This is a genomic window from Mesobacillus sp. ABV4_180, assembly GCF_056158485.1.
In genome coordinates this window covers 564,311-590,595 of record NZ_JBSWTJ010000001.1, presented here as the reverse complement: position 1 = coordinate 590,595, position 26,285 = coordinate 564,311, and the positions used below count along the sequence as shown (strand labels likewise).

Below are 26,285 nucleotides of genomic sequence, written 5' to 3'. Positions count from 1 at the left end.
TGAAGGTAGTTTAATAACAGGAAAATACTCATAGAAGAATCAAGGCTAAAAAGAAGAATACATAGAAAGGAATGATAGTAGAATAAAAGGGGAAATCGTTCATCAATTCAATCATAAACCAATCAACAAAAATAAGCTCTCATTATATCCACACCGACAAAAAACACTAAAACATTGAGATACCAACATCAAATTTACGATATAAAACCCTCAGTAACATCAAAAAGAACAAGCGTAAAGCCACACCGACTTCACGCCCTGACACATTTAATTCAACTCCCAAAGGAGACACGAGAAACGTCCCTATGTCCCGTAGTGGTCTTGATCGTCCATGCGTCTCAAACCCATGCTTCAGAAAAAAAATCGCCATTCACTTAACCCAATTCCTCAACTGACCGATTTTTTCCACTTCAATAACAACCTCATCACCTGGTTTTAACCATACTTTTGGTTCTCTTCCCATTCCAACTCCTGGCGGTGTTCCGGTTGCGATAATATCACCTGGCTCCAGTGTCATAGACACCGATAAGTAAGAAATAATCGAAGGAATATCATGGATTAAGTTTTTTGTATTAGAGTCCTGCATTACTTCTCCATTTAGGAATAATTTTATATCCAGAGTGTGTGGATCATCAATTTCATCCTTTGTTACCAGGACAGGCCCAATTGGGGCAAAGGTATCTGCAGTTTTGCCTCTAGTCCACTGTCCATCTCCAAATTGCATATCTCTTGCACTGACATCGTTCATTATAGTATAACCAGCAACATAATTCATTGCTTCTTTAATGTTAACATTTTTAGCTTTTTCACCAATAACAAATGCAAGTTCAGCTTCATAATCGACTTGATCAGTGTTAGATGGAAGTATAATTGCTTCATTAGTTGAAATAATTGCATTATTATATTTTGAAAAAATGACAGGAGATCTTGGGACTTCCATACCAGCTTCTTTACAGTGATCAAAATAATTTAAACCAACACAAATTAGTTTACTTGGATTTTGAATCGGTGCTTCAACCTTTACTTCATCAAGTTTATGCTCTATTTTACTTACATTATATTGCTCTTTTCTGTTCTTGTAATCCTTTATCAATGCATATGTTTTATCAAGATAGTCTGGCCCTTTTGTTAGTAGATCTTTCATATTGGTCGGTATCAGTTCTTCTTCATTACGCTGCAAAGAATTTGATGAAGTTAAAATTGCATGGATATCAATTATGGTATCGTTTTCAACAATCCCAATCCTTTGTTCACCATCATGCGAGAATGTAACAAGCTTCATAATCCCCCTACTTTCTTATAAGACTATGACTTGATTATCCTTTAACAAAAACTGTCTTAATAGAGGTGAAAAACTCTTTTGCTGCTTCACCTTGTTCTCTAGAACCAGAACTAGAGGATTTCATTCCTCCAAACGGAGCTTGAAGTTCTACTCCCGCACTTTCAGCATTGATTCGTATTAGTCCAGCATCCATATCTTCAATAAATGTCAACATCTTTGAGATGTTCTGTGTAAAAATGGATGCACTTAACCCGTAGGCAGAATCGTTCGCAATTTCCAAAGCATGTTCAAGTTTCTGATATTTCAATAAAGCGAGTACGGGACCAAAAATTTCTTCTTGTGCTACTACCATGTCACTTGTTACATTATCAAAGATAGTTGGTTCAATATAATAACCGTTTTCATACTCAACACCCTTTGGACTTTCGCCTCCATATAATAAAGTTGCACCCTCTGATTTCCCTTGTTCTATATAGCCCTTTATAGTTTTCAACTGATTTTCACTAGCACAAGGACCCATCCAACTTTGATTATCTATACCTGAACCAATTTTTATATTTTTAACTTTTTCTACTAATCTCTTCTTAAATTCTTCATATACAATCTCATGAACAATTACTCGGCTTGTTGCAGTACACTTTTGTCCAGTCGAGCGTAGACCCCCACTAATGGTGGCATCTACAGCATTATCAAGGTCTGCATCCTCTGTTACAATCACAGGGTTTTTCCCACCCATCTCTATTTGAAACTTAGCTCCTCGGGCAACGGCACCTTGCCCAACAAGCTTGCCTGTTGATTCCGATCCAGTGAACGTAATCCCATCAATATCTTTATGATCAATTATCCCCTGACCAATCACTGATCCAGACCCAGTTAGGAAATTAATGACACCGTTTGGAAATCCAGCTTGGGTAAAGCAATCCATTACTTTCGCTGCAGTAACGGCCGCTTCAGTTGCAGGCTTAAATACTACCGTGTTCCCATATATCAGTGCCGGAGCTATTTTCCAAATAGGAATGGCAACCGGGAAGTTCCATGGTGTTATGACACCGACAACTCCTAATGGTGTTCTTGTTGTAAACATTAGAGCCTCACTATCAGTAGAAGGAATCACATCTCCATTTTTTCGCATTCCTTCTCCCGCGAAATACCTAAGAATAGCGATACCTCTTGCAGTCTCACCCTTTGCCTCTTGCAAAGTTTTTCCCATTTCCAATGTCAGGGTTTCAGCTATATCATCCAGATTATTTTCCATGATATTCGCAACTTTAAATAGTAAGTTCCCACGAGCCACAGCACCAAATTTTTTCCAAGTGCTTTTGGCAGCTTTTGCTGCTTGGACTGCATGATTCAAGTCCTTAATAGTAGAGTTTTGCACCTTTCCAACGATCACTCGATAGTCAGCAGGATTGTAACTGCTCACTACAGTTCCAGATATACTCTCAACCCATGTCCCGTTAATAAAATTTAAAAAGTGTTTAACATCTACTTTTGCAGCCATTTCGTCATCCTCCTCTTATAAACCTAAAGTAATCCATATTTATCAAAGGCCTCTGAGACTTTCATTCCATTAAGAATTTCATCTCGAACCAAATTTTCACCTTCAACTTTCTCTAATGCCAGCATAATAACCTTTTCTTCTATAGATTGTGGTATTACCACAACACCATCCATATCGCCGAAAATGAGGTCTCCTGGATTAACAGTGACACCACCACATTCAATTGGAACATCGTAATCTATGACTTCATTTCTCCCCATAGAATCGGTTGGTCTAAACCCTGTACAAAAGACAGGAAAATTTAATTCTATGATCTTTTTTGAATCTCTGGTGAGACCATCAATAATTGCTCCTGTTCCACCAGCAACTTTTGTTGCAGTCGACATTAACTCACCGAAAAAAGCAGAACGCTTTGACCCACTTATACTAGCTACAAATATTTCACCCGGTTGGATACTATCCAATACTTTAATTTGTTTTTGATAAGGCTTTTTTGGTATATCATACACATCAGCAGCTAAGACGGTTTTAGCTCTCCCAAAGACCACCATATTATCAGTTAGTGGTCGAATTGACGGATTCATCGTTTGATTTCGATAAGATAAGGAGTCCAATATATCTGAAAGAACGGCAGAATATAGTTTCCCTTGAAGCTCTGAATCGAAGGATACATGTTTTTTCATTACTACCTCCCTAATCAATACTGTTTGAATCATTAACAGCTTTATTTGAATTTGTGAGTGTGTTTACAGTACCTAAAATATCATCATGAGACTCGATAATATGGTTTACCATTGCCTGATAAGCCATTTTACTATCCCCTTTTTTTATAGCACTGATAATTTTGTTATGCGCATTTGCAACTAACTTTGGATTTGCAGGTGGAGAAAAAGCTTTCTTACGATATTCACGCAAAGAGCTCACTAAACTCTCATACATGAACGTAAGGCCACTATTTCTACAGACTTTTACTAACTGGTAATGAAATTGCTCATCCTTATCTACAATTTGATCAACATTTTTTGTAGCAATACTCTTTATTAAAGAATCATTAATATGGCACAACTCAATTATCTCTTCCTTAGTAATCTTTTCCGCAGCTAAAGAGGCTATATAAGGTTCAATTGCCATACGCATTTCAACTAATTCCTGAATTTTAAACTGATTGGTTTGCACCCATTCAATGAACTTTTCCCGGTTAAATTTTTCTTGATCAATAATATAGGCACCTTTACCTCTTTTAATTTCAATGTATCCTTCTGCTTGTAAGGTAATTAATACTTCCCTGACCGTTTGCCTACTTACACCTAAATTTTCGACCAGCATATTCTCGGTAGGTAATTTATCTCCAACTGATTTTTGAGAAATTAAATCTTTAATAATTCCTAGCGCCTCTTCAACTACTGGAGTGCGCGATAATTTTTTTAACATAATCTTCACCTTTTTTTAGTATTAAAAACTAAGAATTCGCCTTTCTTTTTTGCGAAATTAAAGAAGATATAATCGTTATAATTGCCATTAATAGTAGAATTACTGTAATCGGCTTATCATATAAAAATGAAAAACTCCCCTTATTAAGCATTACTGCTCTTCTTAGATTTTCCTCTGCCATTGGGCCTAGAATGATTCCAAGTATTATTGGAGATACCGGAATTTCTACTTTCATGAAAAAATAACCCATTAATCCAAAGCCCAACATGACATATACATCAAACATCGTGTTATTCATAGCGTAAGCACCAACACCCGATAAAACTAGGATGATAGGCATGAGAATGCGAGTATCTATTTGTAAAACCTTTGCAAAATATTTGATAAACAATAATCCCAATATTAGCATAATTATATTTGCAACTATCATGCCAGCAAAGAGACCATATACGAGTTCGCCTTCTTCCATAAATAGCTTTGGTCCAGGCTGGAGACCATGAATTAGAAAGGCTCCTAACATAACAGCTGCAGCTGCATCTCCAGGTATACCTAGAGTTAAGAGTGGGATCATTGTGCCACCAGTAACACCGTTATTCCCAGCTTCAGGAGCGGCAATCCCCTTTAGAATACCTGTCCCAAATTTCTCAGACTTTTTTGACCACCTTTTTGCTTCATTATAACTTACAAAAGCAGCAATATCGGCACCAGCGCCTGGTATTGCTCCAATAAACGTACCAATAAAGCCTGAACGCAGAGTAGTTCCTAAAATTCCCTTTGTTTCCCTTAAAGTTATAATTTTCGTACTAATACTTTTTTGAATCTTTTCCGTAATCTCCAGTTTTTGATCCATAAATATAAATATTTGAGCAACCCCAAATAATCCAATCAAGGCAGGAATTAAATTGAAGCCACTCATTAATGAAGTAGTGTTAAATGTGAATCTAGGAAATGCTGTAATTGGATCCATTCCAACCATTGCTATAAATAATCCAAGACATGCTGCCAGCAACCCTTTTACTACAGATCGTCCGGAAATACTCGCAATTATACTTAATCCAAATACTGCTAGTGCAAAAAATTCTGAAGCACTAAATTTCAAAGAAAAATTAGCAATTATAGGTGAAAAAGCGATTAACATTATCGTACTTATTGTACCGCCTATAAAAGAAGAGACTGCTGATGTGCTAATTGCCTTTCCAACGTATCCTTTCTGAGCTAATGGGTAACCATCAAAGACAGTTGCTGCAGCAGCTGGAGTACCTGGAATATGCAACAGTATGGCCGCAATAGATCCACCAAAAATTGCACCTATAAATACACTTTCCATTAAGGCGATAGATGCGAGAGGAGTTAACCCAAAGGAAAAAGGCAGTAAAAGAGCTATTGTCATTGTTGCGGTTAAGCCTGGTAAGGAACCTACAAGAATCCCTAAAGCTACACCTATAAATATTACGAATAAATTATAAGAAGAAAAAATGGCTTGTAACCCTTCAAGTAACATCATTTCACCTCCTAAAATAGCACTTCAGGTATCTGAACATTAAAGAATTGATAAAAAACATAAAACACAATACAAGATGTCAATATGGAAACAGCAATAATCTTATACCAGTTTCGAATTCCCAGTATGTATAAATAACACCCGAGAAAAAGAACTGTTGATATCAGGAACCCAATATAACTCATGATAGTGAAGTAGATAATGAAAAGGGCTAAGCCAACACCAACTTTAACTAATCCTCTTTTTTCGAATACATCCTTGTACTTACCTAATATATTCTTATTTAAATATGTTGTTAAGATTAAAACAATAGATAGAATTATTGTGAGAATCGCAATTACCTTTGGAAATGTATCAGCGCCAATATCAAATGTTCCCATACTAACAAAATTCTTAGAAGCATAGATCACAAAGCTTGCTAGTATAATCATTATTAACCCTATGAAATAGTTGATACTTCTCATACAATCACCTATTTTCTAAGTTAGAGGGCGATAAATTACCGCCCCCTATTGAACTAGTTATTTTGTTTTTTAGCTATTTCAATAACAGGTGTTAGAACCTCTATGTCATTCTCAACTAAGCTTGTGAATTCTTCTGCATTTCGGTAGCCTATACCCAAAAACGACTTATTCATAAAATCAACAAACTTTTCAGACTTGGCGGCTTCTGCGATAGCAGTTTCTAATTTTTCCACTACATCATCCGGTGTTTCAGGCGGTACAGCAATACCTCGATAAGTTCCTGAAACAGCATTAATTCCCTTTTCTTTAAAAGTTGGAGTATCCGGGAAACCACTGAATCGTTCCTCAGCCATTACAGCCAAAGTTTTCAGTTGTCCGCTCTCAACATAGGACTTAATTTCTCCAGGATTATAAATCCCAAAGTCAGCTCCGCCTCCTAATAGTTCAGTTATTGCAGGTGCTGCACCTTGATAGGGTACAGTGATAAAGTCTACACCTGCTTCTTCCGAGAACTGTATTCCATAGTAACTAGGAACTGCAGAAGCAGCAAATGTCATTTCTCCAGCATTTTTCTTTAGAGCATCTACTAGATCTTCAACTGTTTTATATTCTGAGTCAGCAGATACTACCAAAACAGCTGGGTCTATATTAAGGTTTCCTACATACTTAAAATCCATTGTTTTAAAAGGAGCAGTGCCAAGCAAAGGTAATGATGTTACTTCTCTTGTTACCATTGTTAACGTGTATCCATCCGCTTTAGCATTCAACCCCTCATTCATACCTACGGCGCCTGAGCCGCCTTCCTTATTGACAACAATTACTTCAACACCAAGAATATCCTTTAACGAATCTGCTAGAGTACGGCCAACAGCATCTGTTCCACCCCCAGCAGCAAAAGGAACGATAATGTCTATCTTACGTTCTGGATAGCCACTAGCTTCAACATTGTCTTCAGGTTTAGTATCATTATCGCTTTTGCCCCCAGAAGTATTAGATGAACAAGCTGTAATAAAAAGGGAAAGAATAAGAACAAACATCGGAATTAACAAATTTAATTTTCTCATCATGATCAAGCCCCCACCCCCGATTTTTAAGCGCTTTCATTTTCTGTGAATAAAATAAGCTTTATATAAAACCTAGTGTTTACTCAATTGATTCGCAATAAATTCATAGGTTTTATAGCAATACCAAGCTCCACCATCAATATGTCCATTTGCTCTCTCACCAAGCCAGCTAGAACGTCCCACCCTGGATTGGAGTTTAGTCGTAGCTTCTGCTTCCCGCTTTGCTACTAATGCTGCCTGCGCAGTAGCCACTTGTATACTCCTCCCATCATTAATTTGACGTTTGAATTCATTTGCCGCTGGTATAAACGAATCCAGTATCGTTTTATCCCCTAAGTCCGCTTCGCCCCTCTTTTTTATTTCGTTTATCATAACTTCCTGAATTTCCGCCCAATCGTTAGGGCTTAAGTTTTCACCTTGCCGACTCTTAAAATTCTTGCCTGCTTCAATCATTGCAGAAGCAATCAATATTCCCATTGTTGATGGTGCTTTTTTCCTAAAAGCTTTCCCACCGCTTTCCAACCAATCTACGAATGAGGAAGCGGTAAGAGCAGAAGCATTAAGTGCCCTAGCCCCATTTACGATTGTAACACCTAAGTCTCCATCCCCTTGAGCAGCATCCAATTGATTGAAGTGATCCATCTCATTCTCTGCCCACTGTTCATACCGTTTGCAAAATTCTAGTAATTTCTTCATTTAGCATCGCTCACTTGTTTGATAAATGGGGAATCCATGTCAGCATTTAAGTATTCTTTCAATTCACTATTTAGCTTAAATAATGTGATTGAAAATCCACCCATTTCAAGCGAGGTGGCATATTCACCAACATAAGATTTGTAAATGCTGATCTTTTTATCAGTTAAGAATTGATAAACTTCCTTATAAACGATATAAAGCTCTTCTAAGGGTGTCGCTCCGGAACCATTTATTAACACAGCAACTTCTGTGTTACTTGAGATGGATAAATCTTCGATTAATTTTGGTAAAATAATTTGGGCAACTTCCTTTGCTGTTTTGATTTCTGTTCGTTGGATTCCAGGCTCCCCATGAATGCCCATACCAATTTCAATCTCATTTGCTCCTAGTTCAAACGTTGGCTTTCCCGAAGCAGGAATGGTACAAGACGATACCGCTACTCCCATAGTGGCAATATTCTCAGCAGTTTCTTCCGTAAGGCGCTTCACCTCTGACAATGAGAGTCTTTTTTCCGCTGCTGATCCTGCTACTTTATATGCGAAGAAAATACCTGCAACACCTCGACGTTTTTTCCAATTTTCTCGAGACGCTGATGCTACATCATCCGAAATCCTTATGGATTCTACCAAGATATTATCATCTTCATCTAGCATTTCTGCAGCCAAATCAAAATTCATTTTATCTCCAAAGTAGTTCCCGTAAAGAAAAAACACCCCTTTTCCTCCGTCAATTTCCTTTACAATGTCATACATCGCATCCGTACTTGGAGAGGTAAAAACATTTCCTACTGAAACACCATCAGCTAAACCTTTACCAACATAGCCTAAAAATAAGGGCAAGTGACCATAACCACCACCGGTAGCAATTGCAACCTTTCCCTTAATCGGGGCATCCTTCCGAACAACCCCATTAAATTCATCTCCAACCAACCGGAGCTTATCGCTGTGTGCCAGGACAACTCCTTCTAATGAGTCTTTAACAAATTGCATAGGATCATTTATTATCTTTTTCACTTCGATCATCTCCACTAAAAGAGTGACTTTATGGTTTAATGATTATCGACTTACTATTAAACTTTTTGGGATAAAATGCTAGCATGCAATAATGCTTCACGGATTTCTTGCTTATCTGAATCTGAAATTGGATGGAAAGGACTGCGCGGTTCGCCGACGTTAAAACCTCTTTGTCTAAGCACTTCTTTTGTATGTGCAGGCATGTTATGTTTATCCATCGATAACCAGGTTGGGAGCATTTGGAAGTGTATTTCCTTAGCTTTTTCATAGTCACCACGTTCATAAGCTTCCCATTGCTCAACACATAACTCTGGTAACACAGTCAATATAGCTGCAATAGATCCTTCAGCACCTAAAGCGTATGTAGGGTATAGTAATTCATCCACTGCGCTATATACAATTATATCTTTGGGTAGGGTAGCAACCATTTTGTTTAATGCATGAATATCTCCACCACTTTGCTTAATGCCTTGAACATTCTTAATAGTACCAAGACGCTTCATACATTCTGGAGTGATTACTGCTGTTGCTACGACGTTATAAATAATAATGGGTAAGTCTACAGAGTCACTAATAGTTTGGAAGAAAGCGAAGTGTGCATCATCATCTGGTCTGAAGTAGTGAACAGGAGTCACCATTAAGTAGTCAGCTCCTGCTTCATATGCGGCTTTAGCGTAGGCAACTGCATCCCGTGTAGTATCTCGAATGATTCCTGCAACAATTGGAACATTTCCCTTAGTTTCTTCCCTACCGATTTCAATAAGACGTCTAGTTTCTTCTACAGAAAGTGCGTGTCCCTCTCCAGTACTTCCACCGATGCTTATACCACCAATTCGATGTGACAGTAAAAACCTAAGGTGCTCCCTAAATAGCTCTTCATTAATTGACTCATCCTCATTAAAAACTGTTACTGCTGGTGGGATAATCCCTTTTAACTTACTCATCTTCATTCCTCCTAAATCTTTTTTATGTTATCCGTTGTCAGACAACAGCTTACAAACATAATATACACTTTCTTAATATTTTATGTCAATATATTCTGTAAATTTTGTATATTTAATTAATTTAGAGAGGTTAGAAACAGACTTCCTAAAATGCTTGAAGATATAACTCTATTCGATAGCAGGTTGCTAAGATGCTACACATTTTTGACAAGAGTCGATGATTAAGAGACATTGAAATGTGTTAGGCACCAAAATCCTGGGGAGCCTGTCGGATGGTGATGCCATCAATCGTTTTGACTTGGATAAGATAGTGATCCCTTTGCCACCAAGGTGACTTTTCACCTGAGCAATGCCTGCTCCGCCGGTGACAGAATGATGATCACCTTCTTCTCCACCAGTGGAAAACCGAGAGTGTGCAGCGCCTCGGTCACCCTCTCTTTTGACTCTTTCACCGAAGCATCGGGCAGCACAACGAAAATAACCAATATAACAGCTGCTATTCCATAAGTTTTTGGATATTCATGCATAAGATTTAAAAGGACAGTAACCATATAAAACATTACTAATATCGGAATGATGAACCAAAACACTTATTTTTCTCCTATGAAGTTAATATATATCAAGCTTTCGTGGAACAAAGAGAACTGTATTGTTTCCCTCAAAACATATTAACTATATCTACTATATATCTTTTCCTGATCACTTATTATCTACTGCATGATTGCCAATTCTCCGAACAATTCTTCCCTACTCAGTTCCACATCCCGGGTGCCCCTACCTTGATAGGAACTTATCATTTCTTTATGTTCCTCAATAGTAAGTTGTTCCAGACACTGCTCGGATTGTTTATGTAAAAGTATAATCATAGAATTTGTCAGGATTTATTTCAGATCGTCAGTATCGACTTCCATCGTGTAGTCTACAAATAAATTGACTCTTTCCTTTACTGAAAGTAATCTATGTTAACTTTCAGATTTACTATATAAATCGTCAGTAATACACCCAAAAAAGCAGTGTGAAGCTATCCTCCCTCCACGCCTCTCATCCTTTGTTTGTACTCCCGAATGCTATACCAGAACCGTCCTTGTGTCTCTCGAGAACTGTCCATTGTCTCCTTCGTACTTCAACATTGTCTATGGATTCCGATAATAAATATGGGGGTGAGGGTAATATGACGGTTAATTCTCAGCTGGAGTCTTTCAGCGGTGATTGTTATTTTAAGATGGCTCATAATAATTCTAGTGTTTATACAGCTTTTACTTACTCGGACGGCATACTTATGTTTGAGAATGATAAGGTTCATCCAATTTCGATTTCTGCCATTTCGGAGGTTATTAGGGAAACTGATAATATCCTTTATTTAAAGGGCACGTTTTATCAGGATAATCAAATCGTTCATCAGGTAGAGATTTAGAACTGGCTGATTTGATTTTGCTTGAACCGTTTATTTTGAAGGATAATGGAAAGGTTGGGAATGATCTTGCTGCCGAGAATTACAGTGAGATTCTGAATGCCATTGTAGCCGCTAAAGAAGATGCTGTTGTCATACTTCAGCCGGCCAATCCTTTATCAAAAGCAATATTTTACCCACAGCAGGTTGAAGCATTAAAAGCATATGCAGTAACCAATGGCCTTCCTTACCTTGATCACTGGAAAGCATGGCCTGAAACTGAAAATGAGCGTAGAGGGCTTTTAGATACCGGCGACCCAAGCTATCCAAATGAGCGAGGGCACCAGTTATGGGCGGAGTATCTCATTGATTTTTTCATCTCAAAATAACACAAAAAATGGTGTGCCCCATAGGACACAATTTTTTACATCATCTTCAAGATGTATCATTTCATCTAAGTATTTTAGGATCAATACTGAGCTTCTCATCCTGAGCTTCTGAATTCGATCCGTAAACTGCTGTGCATGACAAACAAGGGAATTCTTTATAAAAATTAAGAAGCAAATGAGCGTGTATTGACCCATTTGCTTCCGATTATTTCGCCGTTGAATTCTTCAAGTCTATTTTTATTTCATCCAAAATCTTTTTTACCGTGATTTCTTTCTCATTTATGCCTTTTTCATAGGCCTTTTTCAAGATATTAAAAAAGTGTTCCTGGTTGAGTCCCGTATCTTCTAAATGCTGTTCCACCAAAAGAACCTCCCTGAATCTCCGTTATGGTTATTCTATATAACTCTATCAACATTGTAAATATTTTTCCAATTTGTCACAGAACTTTAAAGATATCGTCATACTGCGTAAAAATATGTGTAATTTATTGTCAGATAAGGTATAAATTAAAAGTCTCCTATGATAGAATAATAACAAAATTCTCTATTATTTTTAGGAGCTGAAAATATTTTGAAAAAGAAAGTCGCTGCTTATGCAACTGTAGCCATACTTGCCTCCAATACATTAGCCGCACACGCTTCTGCTATGACTTATACCGTCCAAAAGGGAGATACACTTTTCAAGATTGCTGAAAAATACAATACAAGTATTATTGAATTAAAAAAGGTAAATAATCTGCCCTCTGATTTAATTTATGTTAACCAAACGCTTGAAGTCACAACTATTCCTCAATCCACTACATATTCCAGCCAAGTCTCAGCAGCAGAAAACCGTACATATACTGTCAACAATGGCGATACCCTTATCAAGATTGCCAACAATCATAAAGTATCCGTGGCAGAGCTAGTGGTTTGGAACCGGATCAAGGGTCACTTAATCTACCCTGGGCAAAAGCTGATTGTCGTTAAAGAAGCAACAACGCCAGTTCTTGAACAACCAGCACAAGCAGCTCCTGTCCCAACAGAAGTGCTTTATACCGTAAAAGCTGGTGATACATTAAGCAAGATTGGCAGCATTTATTCCATGTCCGTCCAGCAGTTAAAGTCATTGAACAACCTTACTTCAGACATGATTTATGTTGGACAGACATTAAAAGTTACAGGAAGCAGCCAGCCTGTTACTCAGCCAATCCAAACTGTGCCTTCCGATAGTCCGAATGTTGTCACTCAAGCTATGAATCTCCTGGGTGTTCCCTATCAATGGGCAGGCAATACTCCGAGCGGTTTTGACTGCAGTGGTTTCATCTATTATGCTTTCAACAAGTCCGGAAAACAGATTGGTCGTTATTCGTCCGAAGGGTATTTCAGCCGTGCCTATTACATCGATCAACCACAGCCTGGCGACCTCGTATTTTTTGCCAATACCTATAAACCCGGTATATCTCACATGGGAATTTATATCGGCAATAATGAATTCATCCACGCCAGCTCTTCAGGCGGCGTGATCAAGAGCAGCCTTGACAACCCTTATTACAAAAAGCATTTCGATAGCTTTAAGCGTTTTTATTAAATTAGTAAGCTGCCTTTCTTTATTCCACTTTGCTTAACTTTTTAAACATTAAAAAACAGGGTATCTTCCAGAAGGAAGATACCCTGTTTTAATTTTATCGGATATGACCGTTAAGCTGCTGCTCTGCTGTTGTCGATACAGAGCCTGTTCCGCCAACTATATAGATGTTATCAATCTCTGACTGATCGTTCTGCAGGAAGGTGTCGACCTTCGCTTCCAGCTTAGCAGAAGTCGTCAGCAGGATTGGTCCTCTGTGATAGTTCGCCAGTGGAGCGCCTGACAAGGCATCAGGGAAGATATCACCACGAACAACTGTCAGCGTATCCATACGGATTCCGAAGTTTTCAACTCCGAATTTCGCGACATTAATTGCTACCTCGTATCGGTCCTTACCGCCAATTCTTTCAACATAAGCACCGTTTCGAAGCTGCTTGATTTTTGTAATAACACTATCGTTCACCGTTGCTGGCCCGCCAACGACAATGTAATTCGTAATTTCCGGATGGTTTCGAATGAATGCCTGAACAGGATCTGTAATACTATCATTTTTCACCAGAAGGATCGGCATGCCAGTTGTACCGGCAATCGTTGATGCAGATAGAGCATCTGGGAATACCATTCCGCTTGCGATGATCGCTGTATCGGACTCAAAGGTGTCTGCTACCCGTTCAGCCGTATCAGCAGACACGACAAAACGATCTTTCCCGCCAATCCGTTCGATATCTGTTACTCCAAGATTTTTCAGCTGAGCTTCGACATTTGTCGATACTGAACCCGTTCCGCCCAGGATGATGGCACGTTCAGCTCCAAGGTCGGCAATTTGGTTTTGAATGGCCGCTGGCAGTGAATTCGTTGACGTAAGCAAAACTGGAGCACCTTCAATTGCTGCAAGCGGTCCACCTGACAATGCATCAGGATACATATCTCCACGCGCAATTATGATTGTGCCAGTGTTGTAATACCATTTATTCAGCTGCTTACTCACACCAGCAGAAACTTCATATCGATCCTTTCCGGCAATCCTTGTAACACCAGGAAGAGTAACATAGTGGTCAGAATAAACTGTGTTTCCAGTAGATTCGATTGCGTAAAGGTAGAGACCGTTTAGGCCATTTTCGATGGTTACATTCTGGCTGAATGTCCCAGGATTCTGAATCTGGTCATAGACATTATTGTTGCTTTCAATCCCAAGATATTGAGCATCAGTGCTGCCTTTTACCGTAAAGGTTGTTGATGTTCCCTTGGCAAGGCGCTCTTCATTGCCAGCTGGTGTGGTAACCTGCAAATTAGGCAATGTTGTATCAGGCTGACTGGCAAAATTGCCGTTCAATTCAAATCGATAGTCCGTCAATCCATCTCCAAAGCTAGTTACCGCTAAAGAGTAATTACCGGCAGGAAGATTGTATGTACCATCCGCATCTGGATAAACCATTTCTTCTGTCTCGTAAGTGTATAAAATGTAGTCTATATCAGCAGGGTTATTGTCGATAATCGTAAATTTTCCGCCAGCTGATTGGAAATTATATTCATGGGTGTGATAGTAATCTACTTTGTTTGCATATACCGCTGTTGTTACTGTAGCTAAAGCGGAAAAAGATTGTTTTTGTTCTGGCTGGAAATCGCGGTTTTTCAATGTAGATAGGATTTGCTGTGCATTCATTTCTTTTTGATAGTCCGGTAGTTCCGTTCCTTGGGCAAATGTAGCTGGTGTAAAAACTAGTGACGTAAGAAGAGCTGCTGTTGAGAGAGTTGAGTACAGCTTTGTAATTGGTTTCATTTTTCCGCTCCTTCAATAAATTGGAAGTATATCCAAAATTCATTCTAATCGGATAATTCATAAATGTATTGAGTAATTTTAACTATAAACATATTACTCTATTTGGTAATTTCTAGCTATCTATTTATATCCAAAGAGCTTCTTTTAATTAAGATTTATCAATTCGGGATATGCGACACTTTAAAAAAATCTATCATGTTCCTCTGCAATTTTTTTTAGGGATATTCCACGTTCTCTAATAAACTTACGCATATACCTTTCCAGAAAAATTTTATCAGCCAGTATTCCTAGCAATCCGTAAGGGGATTTATATTCAAATAGATCTGTCATCAAGGTTCCATTTTCTGTTTCGACAAATTGATGCGTATGGGTGAACGCGTGAAAAGCACCTTTCACCATGACATCGACAAATTCATACGGTCTTCTCATTTTGATAACCTTCGCAGTCAACCGCTGTTTCATTTTAAAATGGACTGCTTCCCAGGTAACACAATCTCCCTCCTCCAACAAACCTTTTGTTACTCCATCGACTGCTTTTTCATGTGTTTTCGAGGTGGTCACAATGTGAATATCCACATTCCTGGCCAGATCAAAGCAAATCTCAATTGGAGCATTTATAAATATATGAAGTTTAATTGTCGGCATTGTTTTGACCTCCTAAATTAACATTACCATAAATTCCAAAAGGCCAATTCAAAATTTGAATTGGCCTGCTTACTTACTTGATAAGGTTTTCCGCTACTATTGGGGCTATTGTGCCCTCCCCGCCGTACAGATAAAAATCTCTAGTATTTACAGTTGTTAAAAAGTCGCTTACACCTTCAGGCACCGAATCTTTTTTAATCAACAAAATAGGCATGTTGTTAATGTATGCGAATCTTGAGCCGCTTAAAGCATCTGCAAAGACCGTACCATTTGATAATGCGACCTTCTTTGCATCAGGGTAGAAAGCCTGAGCGATTTTTAAGGAGGTTTCAAAGCGGTCCTTGCCTGCAATTCTATGGACATTCAAGATCCCCATTGCTCTTAGCTCTTCTTCTACTTTTGGGGTAATAACTCCTGTACCGCTGACAATGGTGATTTTTTTAATATTTTTTCTCTGAATATAGCTTTTTACATCTGTATCTAATTTATCTTTTCCTACTTGAAGAATAATTGGCGTCCCAGTTTTTGTAGCGTGCGGAACAACACTCAGCGAGTCTGCAAATGAAAGCCCCCAGGAAATAAAGATTTCTTCAGGATTCGAATTGACTCGATCGGCAACCCTTACCGAAACTTCCTGTCGATTGCGGCCCCCGATCCTTTCTACCGGAAATAGTCTGTTAAACTGTGATTCTACCTTACTGGATACAGAGGCAGTTCCTCCGAGAATCAAAACCTTGCCACTTGGCTTTAAAAGTCTTTTTGCCTGCTCGACTTTTTCTTTAATGACGGTATCATTATCTGACACAAGCAGGAGGGTGCCGTTTAGCGCTTTGTTCAACGGTCCGCCGGATAAGGCATCCGGAAAATTCAGCCCTGATGCCAGGATCACTGTATCTAAAGAATGATCAGAAATCCTGCTGTTAAAGTTTTCTTCGACCTTAAAGCGGTTTGCCCCTCCGATCCTGTGAACCTCTTTTGGTTTTACCCATACTTGTACATGGAAAGCTGCTGTATTATTAGCTTTGTCGATTGCTTCTAATTTCACTGTATAAATACCTGCTTGAAGCCCTGCTGTATTCCAGGTACCAATAATACTATTTGAAATGCTTGTGCCGCCACTTGCTATTTTGGTCCAGGCAGAAGGATTTTCCCCCTGACCATATGAAAGTGTATAGGATTTAAGATTTAAATCGCTTGATGTCCCGTTAATGCTGACAGTACCGTCAAAATAAGCACCATTAGCCGGAGAGATTATACTTACAACTGGACTTGTTGTATCCAGATAATAGGTTTTTGATACAGGCTCTGCTTCATTTCCGTATTCGTCCTTAAACATAACGGATACTGTTTTTTGACCCTGGCCCCCAGACAATGACCAATTATAGGTCATTCCTGGTGTATATGGTTGATACTCGCTCCAGGCTAAGTTTTCATTTTTCATTCTAAAAAATGTATGGCTGGTATCTGTAACAAAAAATCCTAAGTTGATATTTTTAGAGGCAGTGAAAACAGGGTCACCCGTTTTATAAAAATCAAATATCGGTTTCTGCGTATCAGCTACAGTAAACTGTTTAGCTAGATTGCTCCCGAATACGCCTGATTCCTCTTTCGCCATTGACCAGTTACTATTGAAGGTTCCAGTATTGCTGCCGGAAGACAATGTAAAACTAAACGTTTTGCTGGCTCCTGGCTCAATTGCTTCGTTCTCAAGTAATGGAACTTTTATAGGAGATAGCGGAAAATCCTGCTGCGTATTGACTAGATAATATCCATCCTGTGCAGTCCAGGGTTCTACTCCTTCATTTCTGAAAGTAATCCTTGCCGCTGTCTGCGAGTTCGTTTGCAAATTGGTTTGCATTGAGTAGCTTTCAAGTACCGCATCCAGCTGGCGGCGCGGCTTTATTTCAAGCGGTGAGGAAAACTCTGAGTAATTCCCTGTATCGTCCTTCGCGCTTATTTGTACATAATAGGTCAATCTCGGAATAAGATTTGTAAATGTGTAGGATTGGTTTGTTGTATATCCGCTTCCCGCATCATTTTTACCCGGAGAAGTTCCTACATTGATTCTGTACTCCAAAGCAGTCGAATCACTATCTCCTGAAGGCGCCCAGGCTACTGTAAACTGATCAGCCAATGGATTTGTCACCTTTAGATCTGCTGGTATTGACGGAGCCGTCTGATCTTCAATAGAAGTAATTGCAGGTTCAGTGGTGGCAATTTCCCCTTGTTCATTATAGGCAGTCACTTTGAATGGATAGTATCTTTGATCCGCATTGGTCTGGTCTGCATTTTTATAGACGGGACGCGGGTCGTCAGCAAACTCTCCACCTGTTCCGTCCATCCTGATTTTATATTCACCACTTGCTATTTGATCAGAAGTCGGCCATAACTTTTTACCTTCTGAAGTCCAGGAAGTTGCATTTCCTGCATCAATAGCTTCATATTCTCTACCATTAAAAATCAAAACCTTATAGCCCGTTGCTCCTGTCTTGGCTGACCACGACAGACTGATTCTGCCCTTGCCTGTGTTGATGCCATACCCGATTGAATAGGCATTCAGGCTAGTTTCCCAGAAATCAGGGTACATCGCATTAATTTTTTCTGCTGGCGGATTAAACGGCAACAGTGAAAGCACCATGATGAAGGCGGCCATAACCTTTATGTATTTAGTTTTCATCGTTTTCTCCCTTTTATCTAGTTGATTGCAGATAGATTTTACGATATTCCATAAAGAACATAAAATGTAAATAGTACCAGTTAGCGAATAAAAATTTTTAAAAACTAAATCAACTTTTCATATTTGCTTCTCGTCTAAAGTCTGAACTAATCGTTGTACTCTGGAGGTGAAAAAGTGGATAGGCATGAAGTGATCAATGATTTAATGAATCATTACGGTACCAGTGTGCTGCATCTGGCGTATTCGTACGTCCGCAACCGTCAGACAGCCGAGGACTTAACACAAGAAATTTTCTTGAAATGCTTTGAAAAGCTCGATACCTACCGCGGGGATTCCGGACTGCAAACATGGCTGTACCGGGTTGCATCGAATCACTGCAAAGATTACCTGAAAAGCTGGTACTATCGAAAAAACCATGTGACAGACTATATTTCATCATTTTTCAAAAGCAATCAAGCTGGGCCTGAGGAACAATATCTTCGTAATGACGAGAAATATGAATTGCAGGAGGCATTATTCAATCTGCCGGTCAAGTACCGTGAAGTCCTGTTTCTCTTTTATTTTCAGGAATGTTCTCAAAAAGATATCAGTGATATATGCGGTTTGAACATTAACACGGTAAAATCCCGACTTACTCGCGCAAAGGAATTATTAAGGGGAATTTTAGATGAAAGGAGCTTTGAATATGGAGGATCGGTTAACACAGATGAAAAACGAGATGTTAAAGGGCGAACTAGCTGATTTTGAATTTACGTCAAAGATGAAGGATGAAGTTGTCCGGAAAATGAACAAAAAAAGATCCTTTAGCGTTCGCAGAATAGTCCCAGCAGGATTAAGTTTTGTTATGGTCGGAGTATTCCTTGCAGGAATGTATTTTCTCATAGACTCTAATTATACAAGTAATCCGGGACCGTCAAACCCGCCCGGAACCACTGCACCTGGCCAGGATGAAAAGCCTGAATTGATCCAGCCGGCGTACATTCCTGAACCCTATGTTCTTAAACATACACATACAGATGGAGACATTTTCGAGCACGTATATGTGAATCCTAAAGATGAAAATGATACTTTTATGTATGGAATGAGTTCCGTAGAACCGCAGCTTGATGAAGGGCAGTCGCAGGACTTACAGCTTACTGCTGAGAACAAAGGCATCTTAGTCGAAGTCACAGATGATCATTCCTATGTGATTTGGGAAGATGAAGGATTCAACCAGCTTGTAGAGCAAAAAGGCTCTATGAGCAAGATAGATTTATTAAAAATCATTGATTCCATCCTGGTGAAAAAAGGACAGAGCTCATTGCTTGCAGAAGAAATCGAGAAATTAGAAGAAGCCGCAGAACAGCCAGCTAATGAAGAGTTGACTGAAGAAGCAGCGATCGGCCTGCTGGTAAAATATGAAGAAAAAACAAGAAGTGTTAACTCTGATCGGGACAATTTGAAATACAATAATCTTCATACAAAAGAAGATTATTATCAATTATTTTTAGATTTAATGACAAGAGAGACAGCTGTTAACCTATATAAACCTCGACTTGAAGAGAAAGACGGCGCTCTTTATGCAGTTCCCACAGAATTCCCTGTCTTTTATTCAGAAGAGTACCCTTACACATTCAGCAAAGTGAATGATGATCAATACGTACTATCACAAATATTTGCAGATGGTTTATATAGCGGTATGACTGCTACCTTTATTAATATTGATCAAAAGTGGCTGATTTCCGATATTGAAGCCAAATAAGTTCTATGCCTGACCTTTTCCGGGGTCAGGCATCCCTTTTTTATCGAGATAGTTCTTTTTTCATAACGGGTAAAACTTGATTCTGATGCAAGTACAAAAAGAGTAAACGGGTTGCTACAGAAAATACATAATAGAATTAAATGTCCTTAAGGCTTAGCCTTCTGTTTATAGATAAGACGTTCTCCTTCTCATATCCGTAATTAAGTAAGGGTTATCCACCTTCATATTCTCGACAAGAACCTCTGCTTTTGTGCGGTCCTTTTTCAGCACTTCCAGCTCCTGTTGTGTGATCCCAACCAGTTGCAAGAAGTCTACCCTACCGTGAACGGTGTCGATCCCATTTGCCTCTGTATCCTTTATTATTAGCAGACCTGTTATGGCGGAGACTGTGCCTATATGGAGGGACTCCCCGTTCCCTGCCACATATTGCAAATGTTCAAAATATCTTTCCTTGGTGTAGGTATAGCGAGCAAGATTTGACAGCATATCGATTGCCCACATACAATCCTCATTAGAATCTTCCTTTAGTTTTATCGTCATTTCATAGCCCCATCTGCTCCATTCCCCTCCAAGAGCATCCTCATTTATGTAAAGCTCTGTCAGTCCATATGTCACCAAATGCTTGTAGCCATTTGGTGATTGATAAATACTGAAGCCGTCCAGATGCTGATCACCTCCAAGATTCGCCCTGGCATGCAGATGTGTCCCAAAATGGGCAGGTGCCTGTTCAGGATAAAGTTCACCAAAGACCTCATCAATCGCTTCCCATCCAGGTGCCCAATCCTCCTGTTCGACAACTCGTCTTTGATATTGTTTCAGATTCATTATTTCTTCTCCCTTAAATGTAGAAATCATCAATGTTTTGGATTACATATTCCAAAGCATCGGTTCTCCTTTTTAATTTCTGCCTGCTTTTTAATTTAAGCAAAAAGTCTTTGAATCCTATTCTTGGCGGGATTTCTTTTATATTAAAGGGACTTTTATCTTTGATATAAGCTTCCATGGCATGAATTACTGTCACTTCATGTTTTTCTTCTAATTCCGTCCATCTTATTATGTCCTCCCACGCAGGATTGGATTTTACATAAACCCTATCCCACCCTTCTGTCACCGGGAACTTCACTCGATTTTCCATCCAGGTAATGACCTTCCTTGAATGGAAAGGACCCAGATGCGAAAGTGCGTCAAACCCGGATACGTTTCCTTTTGCTTGTTGGTCAAGCTGTTGAAAAACAAGTTCAAGCCCATCATCATCAGGCATGCACCCCGCGGTCAAATAGGCTCTCAATCTAGTATCCAAAAACTCCTGGTGTTCCAGCCATAAGCCTTTGACCCATTTACCCGCATAACTCCCCAACCCTTTGCCGATCATTTTGCATATGACTCTTTTTTCAAGGTATGTATCATGCTGATGTAGTTTTTCTATTAGAAAGTCTAATAACGTTTTTTTATCAAAAGCTTGCAGCGCCTCTATCATTTCTTGATTTAATTTCTTGCGGAACATTATAAAAGCGACTAGCTGGTCAAGATTGTTTTTAATATCGTTTAAATTCGTTTCAGAGAAGGAATCAAACCATTGCTTCCACTTGAGGGCACTTGCACCTTCAGTCTCCAAACCTCTCTCGCTTAAAAATGACTCAAACTGCCATTTTTCGCTGCCGACACATTTCAGCTCTGTAATCTTGTTCAAATAATCGATAAAAGAATCGGCAATATTAGTGACCTTGTCCTCCTCATGCTCCCAGTATATGACTGGTTTTTCCTCCCCCTCAACAGACATATCAAACGCATAGACATCACCATTCCCAGAATGGGAAAATTCGAGCTTGCCCCTGAGGGTTGTTCCATAATCGTTACCGTCTTCCATTAAATCGTCTGCCAGAGAGTCAAGATTCTGAAGAAGATTAATATCCCAATGAATCATCCCAGAAAAAATCTCCCGAAATTCATCCGGTATCATCGTATCGTCAGAAAAAGAATAATAAAACGAGAGTGATTTCCCGAAATCCCGCAAAGCCGCCTTATATGAAGGAGGTAACGCATATCCAATCTTCCTCTCCTTTTCTTCTAACTCCTCAGCAGTAGCCCTTTCACCTATCTCAATCGCATAAACTTTTCCATTATTCCACTCCAGTTTATGAAGTATTTCCTTCCATTTCATTAGCAAGACTTCGTATTCTCTCATAATGCCTCCCTCAAAAACTGTCTGTATACAGCTATTTATATTCCCCTTCTTGATTTCGTTTTTCTTCTTATTCGCTGCTACTGCTTCCTTTTCCTTCGTAAAAGAAAAGACCAAATCGTCATCCGATTTGGCCATTCCGCTTTATTTAAAGAACCCCACCATAATTTGCTTGAAAATGGCCCGCTTCCCTTCTTCACTAAATGTTTTTTTCCTCAGTGTGCCTGGTTTTAGCTTACTGAAGAATGGGCTGTTTTCCTGATGGACTTCGTTTGGCTTGCTGACCACCAGCTCGCCTGGTTTTGCACCTTTTTTCACTTCGGTTTTGCCGCCCAGCTGCAGGCCTTTATTAATTTCCCGCTTTTCGATCTTTCCCTTCTCATTCAATACATAGATGTAGCTGTTTTTCTTGCCCTTTTCAACGGATTTTTCGGGGACAGTTGCAGCATTCACTACCTGATTGGTTACTACAGAAACATCGACATGTGTCCCTTTGATGATTCCTTCTGCCCCTTCCTCAAGAGCTATCGCAAATGGGTAGTGGCTTTCTTTTTTTACTGAAGGGTCTGCTTCTGGAAAGTCAGCGATTTTCGCCAGCGTTCCATTCACCCTTCCATCAAGCATGTCAGATTTCACAAACACCTTCATTCCTTCTTCAACCTTCTTCAGATCTCTTTCGGAAAAAGTACCCTTCACCATCGGTGTATCAGAAATAATCGTGAGTATTGGATTTTTTAACTCATAATTGATATTTTTCACCGTTCCTGCGACCTCACTGCTGCCCTCCAGCTGGTCACTTCCATCGAAAGAGTCAATCATATCATCATATTTATCGATTTCGGCTTCTACACGGCTTTTGTCAAGCTGCTTATCGTAGATTTCTTTTTCAATAGAGACCTGCATAAGGTCGTTCGAAGAACTGTTTCCTGACGTTCCATCCCCAAAGACCGGTGTGCTGTTGTCGGAAGCAGATGCTGAAACAGATTGCAGATAAAGAAGCTGTTGGATTTGCTCATCAAGCAGGGTCGCTTCGGTGACTAGCTGGCTTTTTTCTGCTTCAAGCTCGGCTAAATCCTTGTCAATATTATCTGAAGAATACTCAAATAGTGGCGTGTTAGTGTCCACCTTGTCCCCTTCCTTCACAAGGAAACTCTTAAACTCACCAGAATTGTCATTATAATATACGTGGTGTTCTTCCTCAGGAGTAACAACGCCTGACGCATGCAAGGTTTCCGTCATTGTTTCCTTCCCTGCTGCAGTCCACTTATTGATATAGGAGGAACGCACCGCTTTGCTGTCTTCTTTTAACGCCAAATACAGATTTCCTGAGAAAAATAGAATTCCTGCTGATAACAGAAGTGCTGTCTTCTTTTTCAATTGGTGTCCCTCCTTTATAGAATCTTCTCGAATTGGATGAATGAAAATAAAGCTGCAAAAAGCCATATTACAAGATTAATTGCAAGGACAATCAATAATACGACTCTTGGATTTCGATCAGTCAGCATTTTTAAATACTTATATTCTATGAAAATGGCCCAAACTTTAAAAATTGATAGATAGGCAAGGAAATAAATAATAAAGTCATTGCCGGTTATGTACTGGGCGATGATACCGAGTGAGAACGGAGAAGATACCTGTGTCATCCCTAGCGAAAGTGCAAACGGGATAAGCAGAAACTTTTCCCAAAAATAGATCGGCATGACGAAAAACTGGATTGTCAGAAGCTTTTTCAGCTCAAGGTCCGATAATGTCCAAAAGAACAATGCTGGCAGGAAGATCATGACTGCGCCGAAAAACAGGCCGAGGACTGTTTGTCCAATCATGAACAGGAGTTTTTGTATTTCATACTCTTCTCTGGATATTGATGTCAGCTTCCTTGAAAGGTATTCTGAGCCGATTCCAAAGTAGGCGCTGATTCCAAATATGAGGCCGCTAAGCAGGATAAGCAGTGAAGCTTTTTTCCACACACCTGGAACATTTTCTAAATCTCTGATTTTATATGTATAATCTTTATAATTAAATAGTCCACGAAGCACTTCTACTCGGTTATTCATCTTTTTGCCCCCAGGTTATATGTCTCATGTTTATTTTATATGAATAATTTCCAATATTAAAATAATAACCCACGTATGGTTTGAAATGGAATGTTTTCCCCTGAAAACATATACCCATTTTTTTCAAAAGCTATATCCACCTCTCCTCGAATAGCCGATTTTTGGGTATAATAAAAGAATATGTTTTTTTATAATTATGATTTTAACAAAGCTTGTCTTACGGGCTTGTCGATTTATGGCATATTTCTTATGAAAAAAGAATCAATTTCCGCAAAAAGTCGATTGACGTTGCAAGAACGGGGGAGTTGTCGTGGCTGTCATACCTGATAACCATGCGCCGATTTTTAAAGAAGCTGCTGCAAAACTGAATACGATCATGAAGCCGGAGGTCAAGGAGGACGCGCGCCTTGTCCAGAAGGGGCTGATGCTGTATCGCCAGGGGACAGTCCACCACCTGAAGTATATGGTGAAGTCGATTTGGGCGACGGTTCAGGACGTGACTCCGGTTCGTGTGTACATAAATGTGTCCGACCCTGCCGAGAGCAGCTGCACCTGCCCGGCTGACTCGTTTTGCCGCCATCGTCTGGCTGCGTTTTTCCAGGCTTACAGTGATGTCGCGAGCGTTTCTGACTGGGTCGAAGCCTGGCGCAAACCTGCCAAGGAACAGCTGAATGCGGAAAAATGGGGCCTGCAGCGGGCGAAGGATCTCGTTAAAAAGGATAGCCGTTCGGGGCATGATTATGATAGCTGGGCCACTTCATTCCAGGAAAGCTTTGCAGAGATTATGAAGGGTCAGGGTGAGCCTAAGGCCTATGTTGTGCCTGGATTGTTCAGGTCCTATGTCCGACGCGTAGAGGTTTCCGCACCGCTTGAGGCTGTTTGGAAAAACCTCTATATGATTGCGTCCGCGGTGTTTTCATTCAATTTACTTTCTGAACTGGCACGTGAGCTCGGGCATGATGAAGAGGCGACGATGGACCGGTATTATCGGCCGCTGTTCGAGGATTTGTTCAATGATGCAGAGGAGTACGTCGAGAGGCTTGCCTATGGGACGATGCCGTTTTCATTCGATGGATTTTTAGAGAGGCTGAAGGATGAAGTGGTTGGATTGACGATTCCGGATGCTTCTGTCGGCTATGATCGTATCGATTTGTATCGCCTGCTGTGGGAGAAGCTCTTTAAGAATGCAGGATGGCGTGAGACTGAACGGACGCGTCTTGAAGCGTTTGGCGATGGCAAGCGGGATTTGGTGGAGGAAGTGGCTCTGGTACATCAGCTTGTATTGGCGAAGCAGGACGGGGATGCATTGAAGCGGTTTGCGGCGCTGCCTGTCGGTTCTCTTCCCTATCTATTTTACTGGCTTGATGGCTTTCGGGTGCAGCGCGAGTGGAACCGGATGGGACCGTTCATCGATTATCTTGTCCAGCAGCTGCGAAACTATTTGAAACACTTAGGTGATTATTATACATGTAAAAAGTTTACTCGATATGCACTGAAACTGGTCGGGGCATATACCCGCGAAATTGGCCGCGGCGAGCTGTATGACCGCGCGCTGGCACAGGCGATGCCGTACAGCTTTTACGAGTACGAAGATGCTTTGTTTGAAAAAGGACAGTACGAACAATGGGGCGAACTGCAATCGTACTTTGGCTTTGAATACAACTCAATTTCCAATGACCGTCTGAAACTTTTACAGAAGGAAGCGCCCGAAGTTTTGATTCCTCTATATCATCAGATGATCGGCGACCTTGTCGAAATGAAAAACCGAAGCAGCTATAAGCAGGCTGCACGATTGCTGAAAAAACTGCGGACGGTTTATAAAAAGCTGAAGCGAATACCAGAATGGGAAGCGTTTTTTGAAAAGCTGCTGACGCGGACAAAGCGATTGCGGGCATTTCATGAGGAATGCACTAGGAGCAAACTTATTGAAGTCGAGTGAAACAGAGGGACGGTTCTCGTGTTTT

The 26,285-nt window shown here is 39.9% G+C and carries 25 protein-coding genes; 6 read left to right on the top strand and 19 right to left on the bottom strand.

Going from position 1 to position 26,285, the window contains the following annotated elements:
• Positions 1-370: 370 nt before the first annotated feature.
• The 11 genes from ACXAEA_RS03025 to ACXAEA_RS02975 all read right to left on the bottom strand — a co-directional run bounded on the left by ACXAEA_RS03025 (position 371) and on the right by ACXAEA_RS02975 (position 10,486).
• On the bottom strand, positions 371-1,282 hold the full coding sequence (locus ACXAEA_RS03025; RefSeq protein WP_475094462.1) for a fumarylacetoacetate hydrolase family protein: 912 nt from the start codon (positions 1,280-1,282) through the stop codon (positions 371-373).
• Positions 1,283-1,316: 34 nt separating this feature from the next.
• Positions 1,317-2,783 (bottom strand): alpha-ketoglutaric semialdehyde dehydrogenase GucD, encoded by a 1,467-nt coding sequence (gene gucD, locus ACXAEA_RS03020; protein ID WP_475094461.1) that lies wholly within the window; start codon positions 2,781-2,783, stop codon positions 1,317-1,319.
• Positions 2,784-2,806: 23 nt separating this feature from the next.
• Complete coding sequence (locus ACXAEA_RS03015) at positions 2,807-3,466, bottom strand: RraA family protein (protein ID WP_475094460.1); 660 nt, start codon at positions 3,464-3,466, stop codon at positions 2,807-2,809.
• Between the two features lie 10 nt (positions 3,467-3,476).
• On the bottom strand, positions 3,477-4,214 hold the full coding sequence (locus tag ACXAEA_RS03010) for a FadR/GntR family transcriptional regulator (RefSeq protein WP_475094459.1): 738 nt from the start codon (positions 4,212-4,214) through the stop codon (positions 3,477-3,479).
• 28 nt (positions 4,215-4,242) lie between these two features.
• Positions 4,243-5,718, bottom strand: a complete 1,476-nt coding sequence (locus ACXAEA_RS03005) for a tripartite tricarboxylate transporter permease (RefSeq protein ID WP_475094458.1) — start codon at positions 5,716-5,718, stop codon at positions 4,243-4,245.
• Positions 5,719-5,726: 8 nt separating this feature from the next.
• Complete coding sequence (locus ACXAEA_RS03000) at positions 5,727-6,179, bottom strand: tripartite tricarboxylate transporter TctB family protein (protein WP_475094457.1); 453 nt, start codon at positions 6,177-6,179, stop codon at positions 5,727-5,729.
• Between the two features lie 53 nt (positions 6,180-6,232).
• Entirely contained in the window at positions 6,233-7,246 is a 1,014-nt protein-coding gene (locus ACXAEA_RS02995) for a tripartite tricarboxylate transporter substrate binding protein (protein ID WP_475094456.1), read from the bottom strand.
• 69 nt (positions 7,247-7,315) lie between these two features.
• Positions 7,316-7,939, bottom strand: a complete 624-nt coding sequence (locus ACXAEA_RS02990; RefSeq protein WP_475094455.1) for a dihydroxyacetone kinase subunit L — start codon at positions 7,937-7,939, stop codon at positions 7,316-7,318.
• A complete protein-coding gene (locus ACXAEA_RS02985) occupies positions 7,936-8,961 on the bottom strand; it encodes a dihydroxyacetone kinase subunit DhaK (RefSeq protein WP_475098046.1) in 1,026 nt (341 codons plus the stop codon). Before ACXAEA_RS02985 ends, ACXAEA_RS02990 begins: the two co-directional genes overlap by 4 nt.
• A 47-nt stretch (positions 8,962-9,008) precedes the next feature.
• Positions 9,009-9,896 (bottom strand): dihydrodipicolinate synthase family protein, encoded by an 888-nt coding sequence (locus tag ACXAEA_RS02980; protein ID WP_475094454.1) that lies wholly within the window; start codon positions 9,894-9,896, stop codon positions 9,009-9,011.
• Between the two features lie 338 nt (positions 9,897-10,234).
• On the bottom strand, positions 10,235-10,486 hold the full coding sequence (locus ACXAEA_RS02975) for a magnesium chelatase domain-containing protein (protein ID WP_475094453.1): 252 nt from the start codon (positions 10,484-10,486) through the stop codon (positions 10,235-10,237).
• Between the two features lie 581 nt (positions 10,487-11,067).
• Here ACXAEA_RS02975 and ACXAEA_RS02970 point away from each other — a divergent pair.
• Together ACXAEA_RS02970 and ACXAEA_RS02965 are read left to right on the top strand one after the other, a co-directional pair.
• Positions 11,068-11,310, top strand: a complete 243-nt coding sequence (locus ACXAEA_RS02970; protein ID WP_475094452.1) for a hypothetical protein — start codon at positions 11,068-11,070, stop codon at positions 11,308-11,310.
• A gap of 17 nt (positions 11,311-11,327) precedes the next feature.
• Positions 11,328-11,675 carry an SGNH/GDSL hydrolase family protein gene (locus ACXAEA_RS02965; RefSeq protein WP_475094451.1) on the top strand — a complete coding sequence of 116 codons (348 nt, stop codon included), beginning with the start codon at positions 11,328-11,330 and terminating at the stop codon, positions 11,673-11,675.
• 205 nt (positions 11,676-11,880) lie between these two features.
• Here the strand turns inward: ACXAEA_RS02965 and ACXAEA_RS02960 are convergent, their stop codons facing one another.
• Complete coding sequence (locus ACXAEA_RS02960; protein WP_475094450.1) at positions 11,881-12,036, bottom strand: YwzD family small protein; 156 nt, start codon at positions 12,034-12,036, stop codon at positions 11,881-11,883.
• Between the two features lie 210 nt (positions 12,037-12,246).
• On the opposite strand from ACXAEA_RS02960, the gene ACXAEA_RS02955 reads away from it, so the two are divergent.
• Complete coding sequence (locus tag ACXAEA_RS02955) at positions 12,247-13,245, top strand: C40 family peptidase (RefSeq protein ID WP_475094449.1); 999 nt, start codon at positions 12,247-12,249, stop codon at positions 13,243-13,245.
• 94 nt (positions 13,246-13,339) lie between these two features.
• On the opposite strand, the gene ACXAEA_RS02950 is transcribed toward ACXAEA_RS02955, so the two are convergent.
• The 3 genes from ACXAEA_RS02950 to ACXAEA_RS02940 all read right to left on the bottom strand — a co-directional run bounded on the left by ACXAEA_RS02950 (position 13,340) and on the right by ACXAEA_RS02940 (position 18,344).
• A complete protein-coding gene (locus ACXAEA_RS02950) occupies positions 13,340-15,022 on the bottom strand; it encodes a cell wall-binding repeat-containing protein (protein ID WP_475094448.1) in 1,683 nt (560 codons plus the stop codon).
• A 180-nt stretch (positions 15,023-15,202) separates the two neighbouring features.
• Positions 15,203-15,667 carry an SRPBCC family protein gene (locus ACXAEA_RS02945; protein ID WP_475094447.1) on the bottom strand — a complete coding sequence of 155 codons (465 nt, stop codon included), beginning with the start codon at positions 15,665-15,667 and terminating at the stop codon, positions 15,203-15,205.
• Positions 15,668-15,740: 73 nt separating this feature from the next.
• A complete protein-coding gene (locus ACXAEA_RS02940) occupies positions 15,741-18,344 on the bottom strand; it encodes a cell wall-binding repeat-containing protein (RefSeq protein WP_475094446.1) in 2,604 nt (867 codons plus the stop codon).
• Between the two features lie 174 nt (positions 18,345-18,518).
• Between ACXAEA_RS02940 and ACXAEA_RS02935 the strand changes: the two genes are divergently transcribed.
• Both ACXAEA_RS02935 and ACXAEA_RS02930 read left to right on the top strand, forming a co-directional pair.
• On the top strand, positions 18,519-19,085 hold the full coding sequence (locus tag ACXAEA_RS02935; protein WP_475094445.1) for a sigma-70 family RNA polymerase sigma factor: 567 nt from the start codon (positions 18,519-18,521) through the stop codon (positions 19,083-19,085).
• Positions 19,030-20,085, top strand: coding sequence for a DUF4367 domain-containing protein (locus ACXAEA_RS02930; RefSeq protein ID WP_475094444.1), 1,056 nt, complete (start codon positions 19,030-19,032; stop codon positions 20,083-20,085). Before ACXAEA_RS02935 ends, ACXAEA_RS02930 begins: the two co-directional genes overlap by 56 nt.
• 165 nt (positions 20,086-20,250) lie before the next feature.
• On the opposite strand, the gene ACXAEA_RS02925 is transcribed toward ACXAEA_RS02930, so the two are convergent.
• The 4 genes from ACXAEA_RS02925 to ACXAEA_RS02910 all read right to left on the bottom strand — a co-directional run bounded on the left by ACXAEA_RS02925 (position 20,251) and on the right by ACXAEA_RS02910 (position 24,321).
• Entirely contained in the window at positions 20,251-20,910 is a 660-nt protein-coding gene (locus tag ACXAEA_RS02925; RefSeq protein ID WP_475094443.1) for a suppressor of fused domain protein, read from the bottom strand.
• Positions 20,911-20,923: 13 nt separating this feature from the next.
• Positions 20,924-22,270 (bottom strand): SMI1/KNR4 family protein, encoded by a 1,347-nt coding sequence (locus ACXAEA_RS02920; protein WP_475094442.1) that lies wholly within the window; start codon positions 22,268-22,270, stop codon positions 20,924-20,926.
• 141 nt (positions 22,271-22,411) lie between these two features.
• Positions 22,412-23,644 (bottom strand): efflux RND transporter periplasmic adaptor subunit, encoded by a 1,233-nt coding sequence (locus ACXAEA_RS02915; RefSeq protein WP_475094441.1) that lies wholly within the window; start codon positions 23,642-23,644, stop codon positions 22,412-22,414.
• 14 nt (positions 23,645-23,658) lie between these two features.
• Positions 23,659-24,321 carry a hypothetical protein gene (locus ACXAEA_RS02910; RefSeq protein ID WP_475094440.1) on the bottom strand — a complete coding sequence of 221 codons (663 nt, stop codon included), beginning with the start codon at positions 24,319-24,321 and terminating at the stop codon, positions 23,659-23,661.
• 310 nt (positions 24,322-24,631) lie between these two features.
• On the opposite strand from ACXAEA_RS02910, the gene ACXAEA_RS02905 reads away from it, so the two are divergent.
• Complete coding sequence (locus ACXAEA_RS02905) at positions 24,632-26,260, top strand: SWIM zinc finger family protein (RefSeq protein WP_475094439.1); 1,629 nt, start codon at positions 24,632-24,634, stop codon at positions 26,258-26,260.
• Positions 26,261-26,285: the final 25 nt, after the last annotated feature.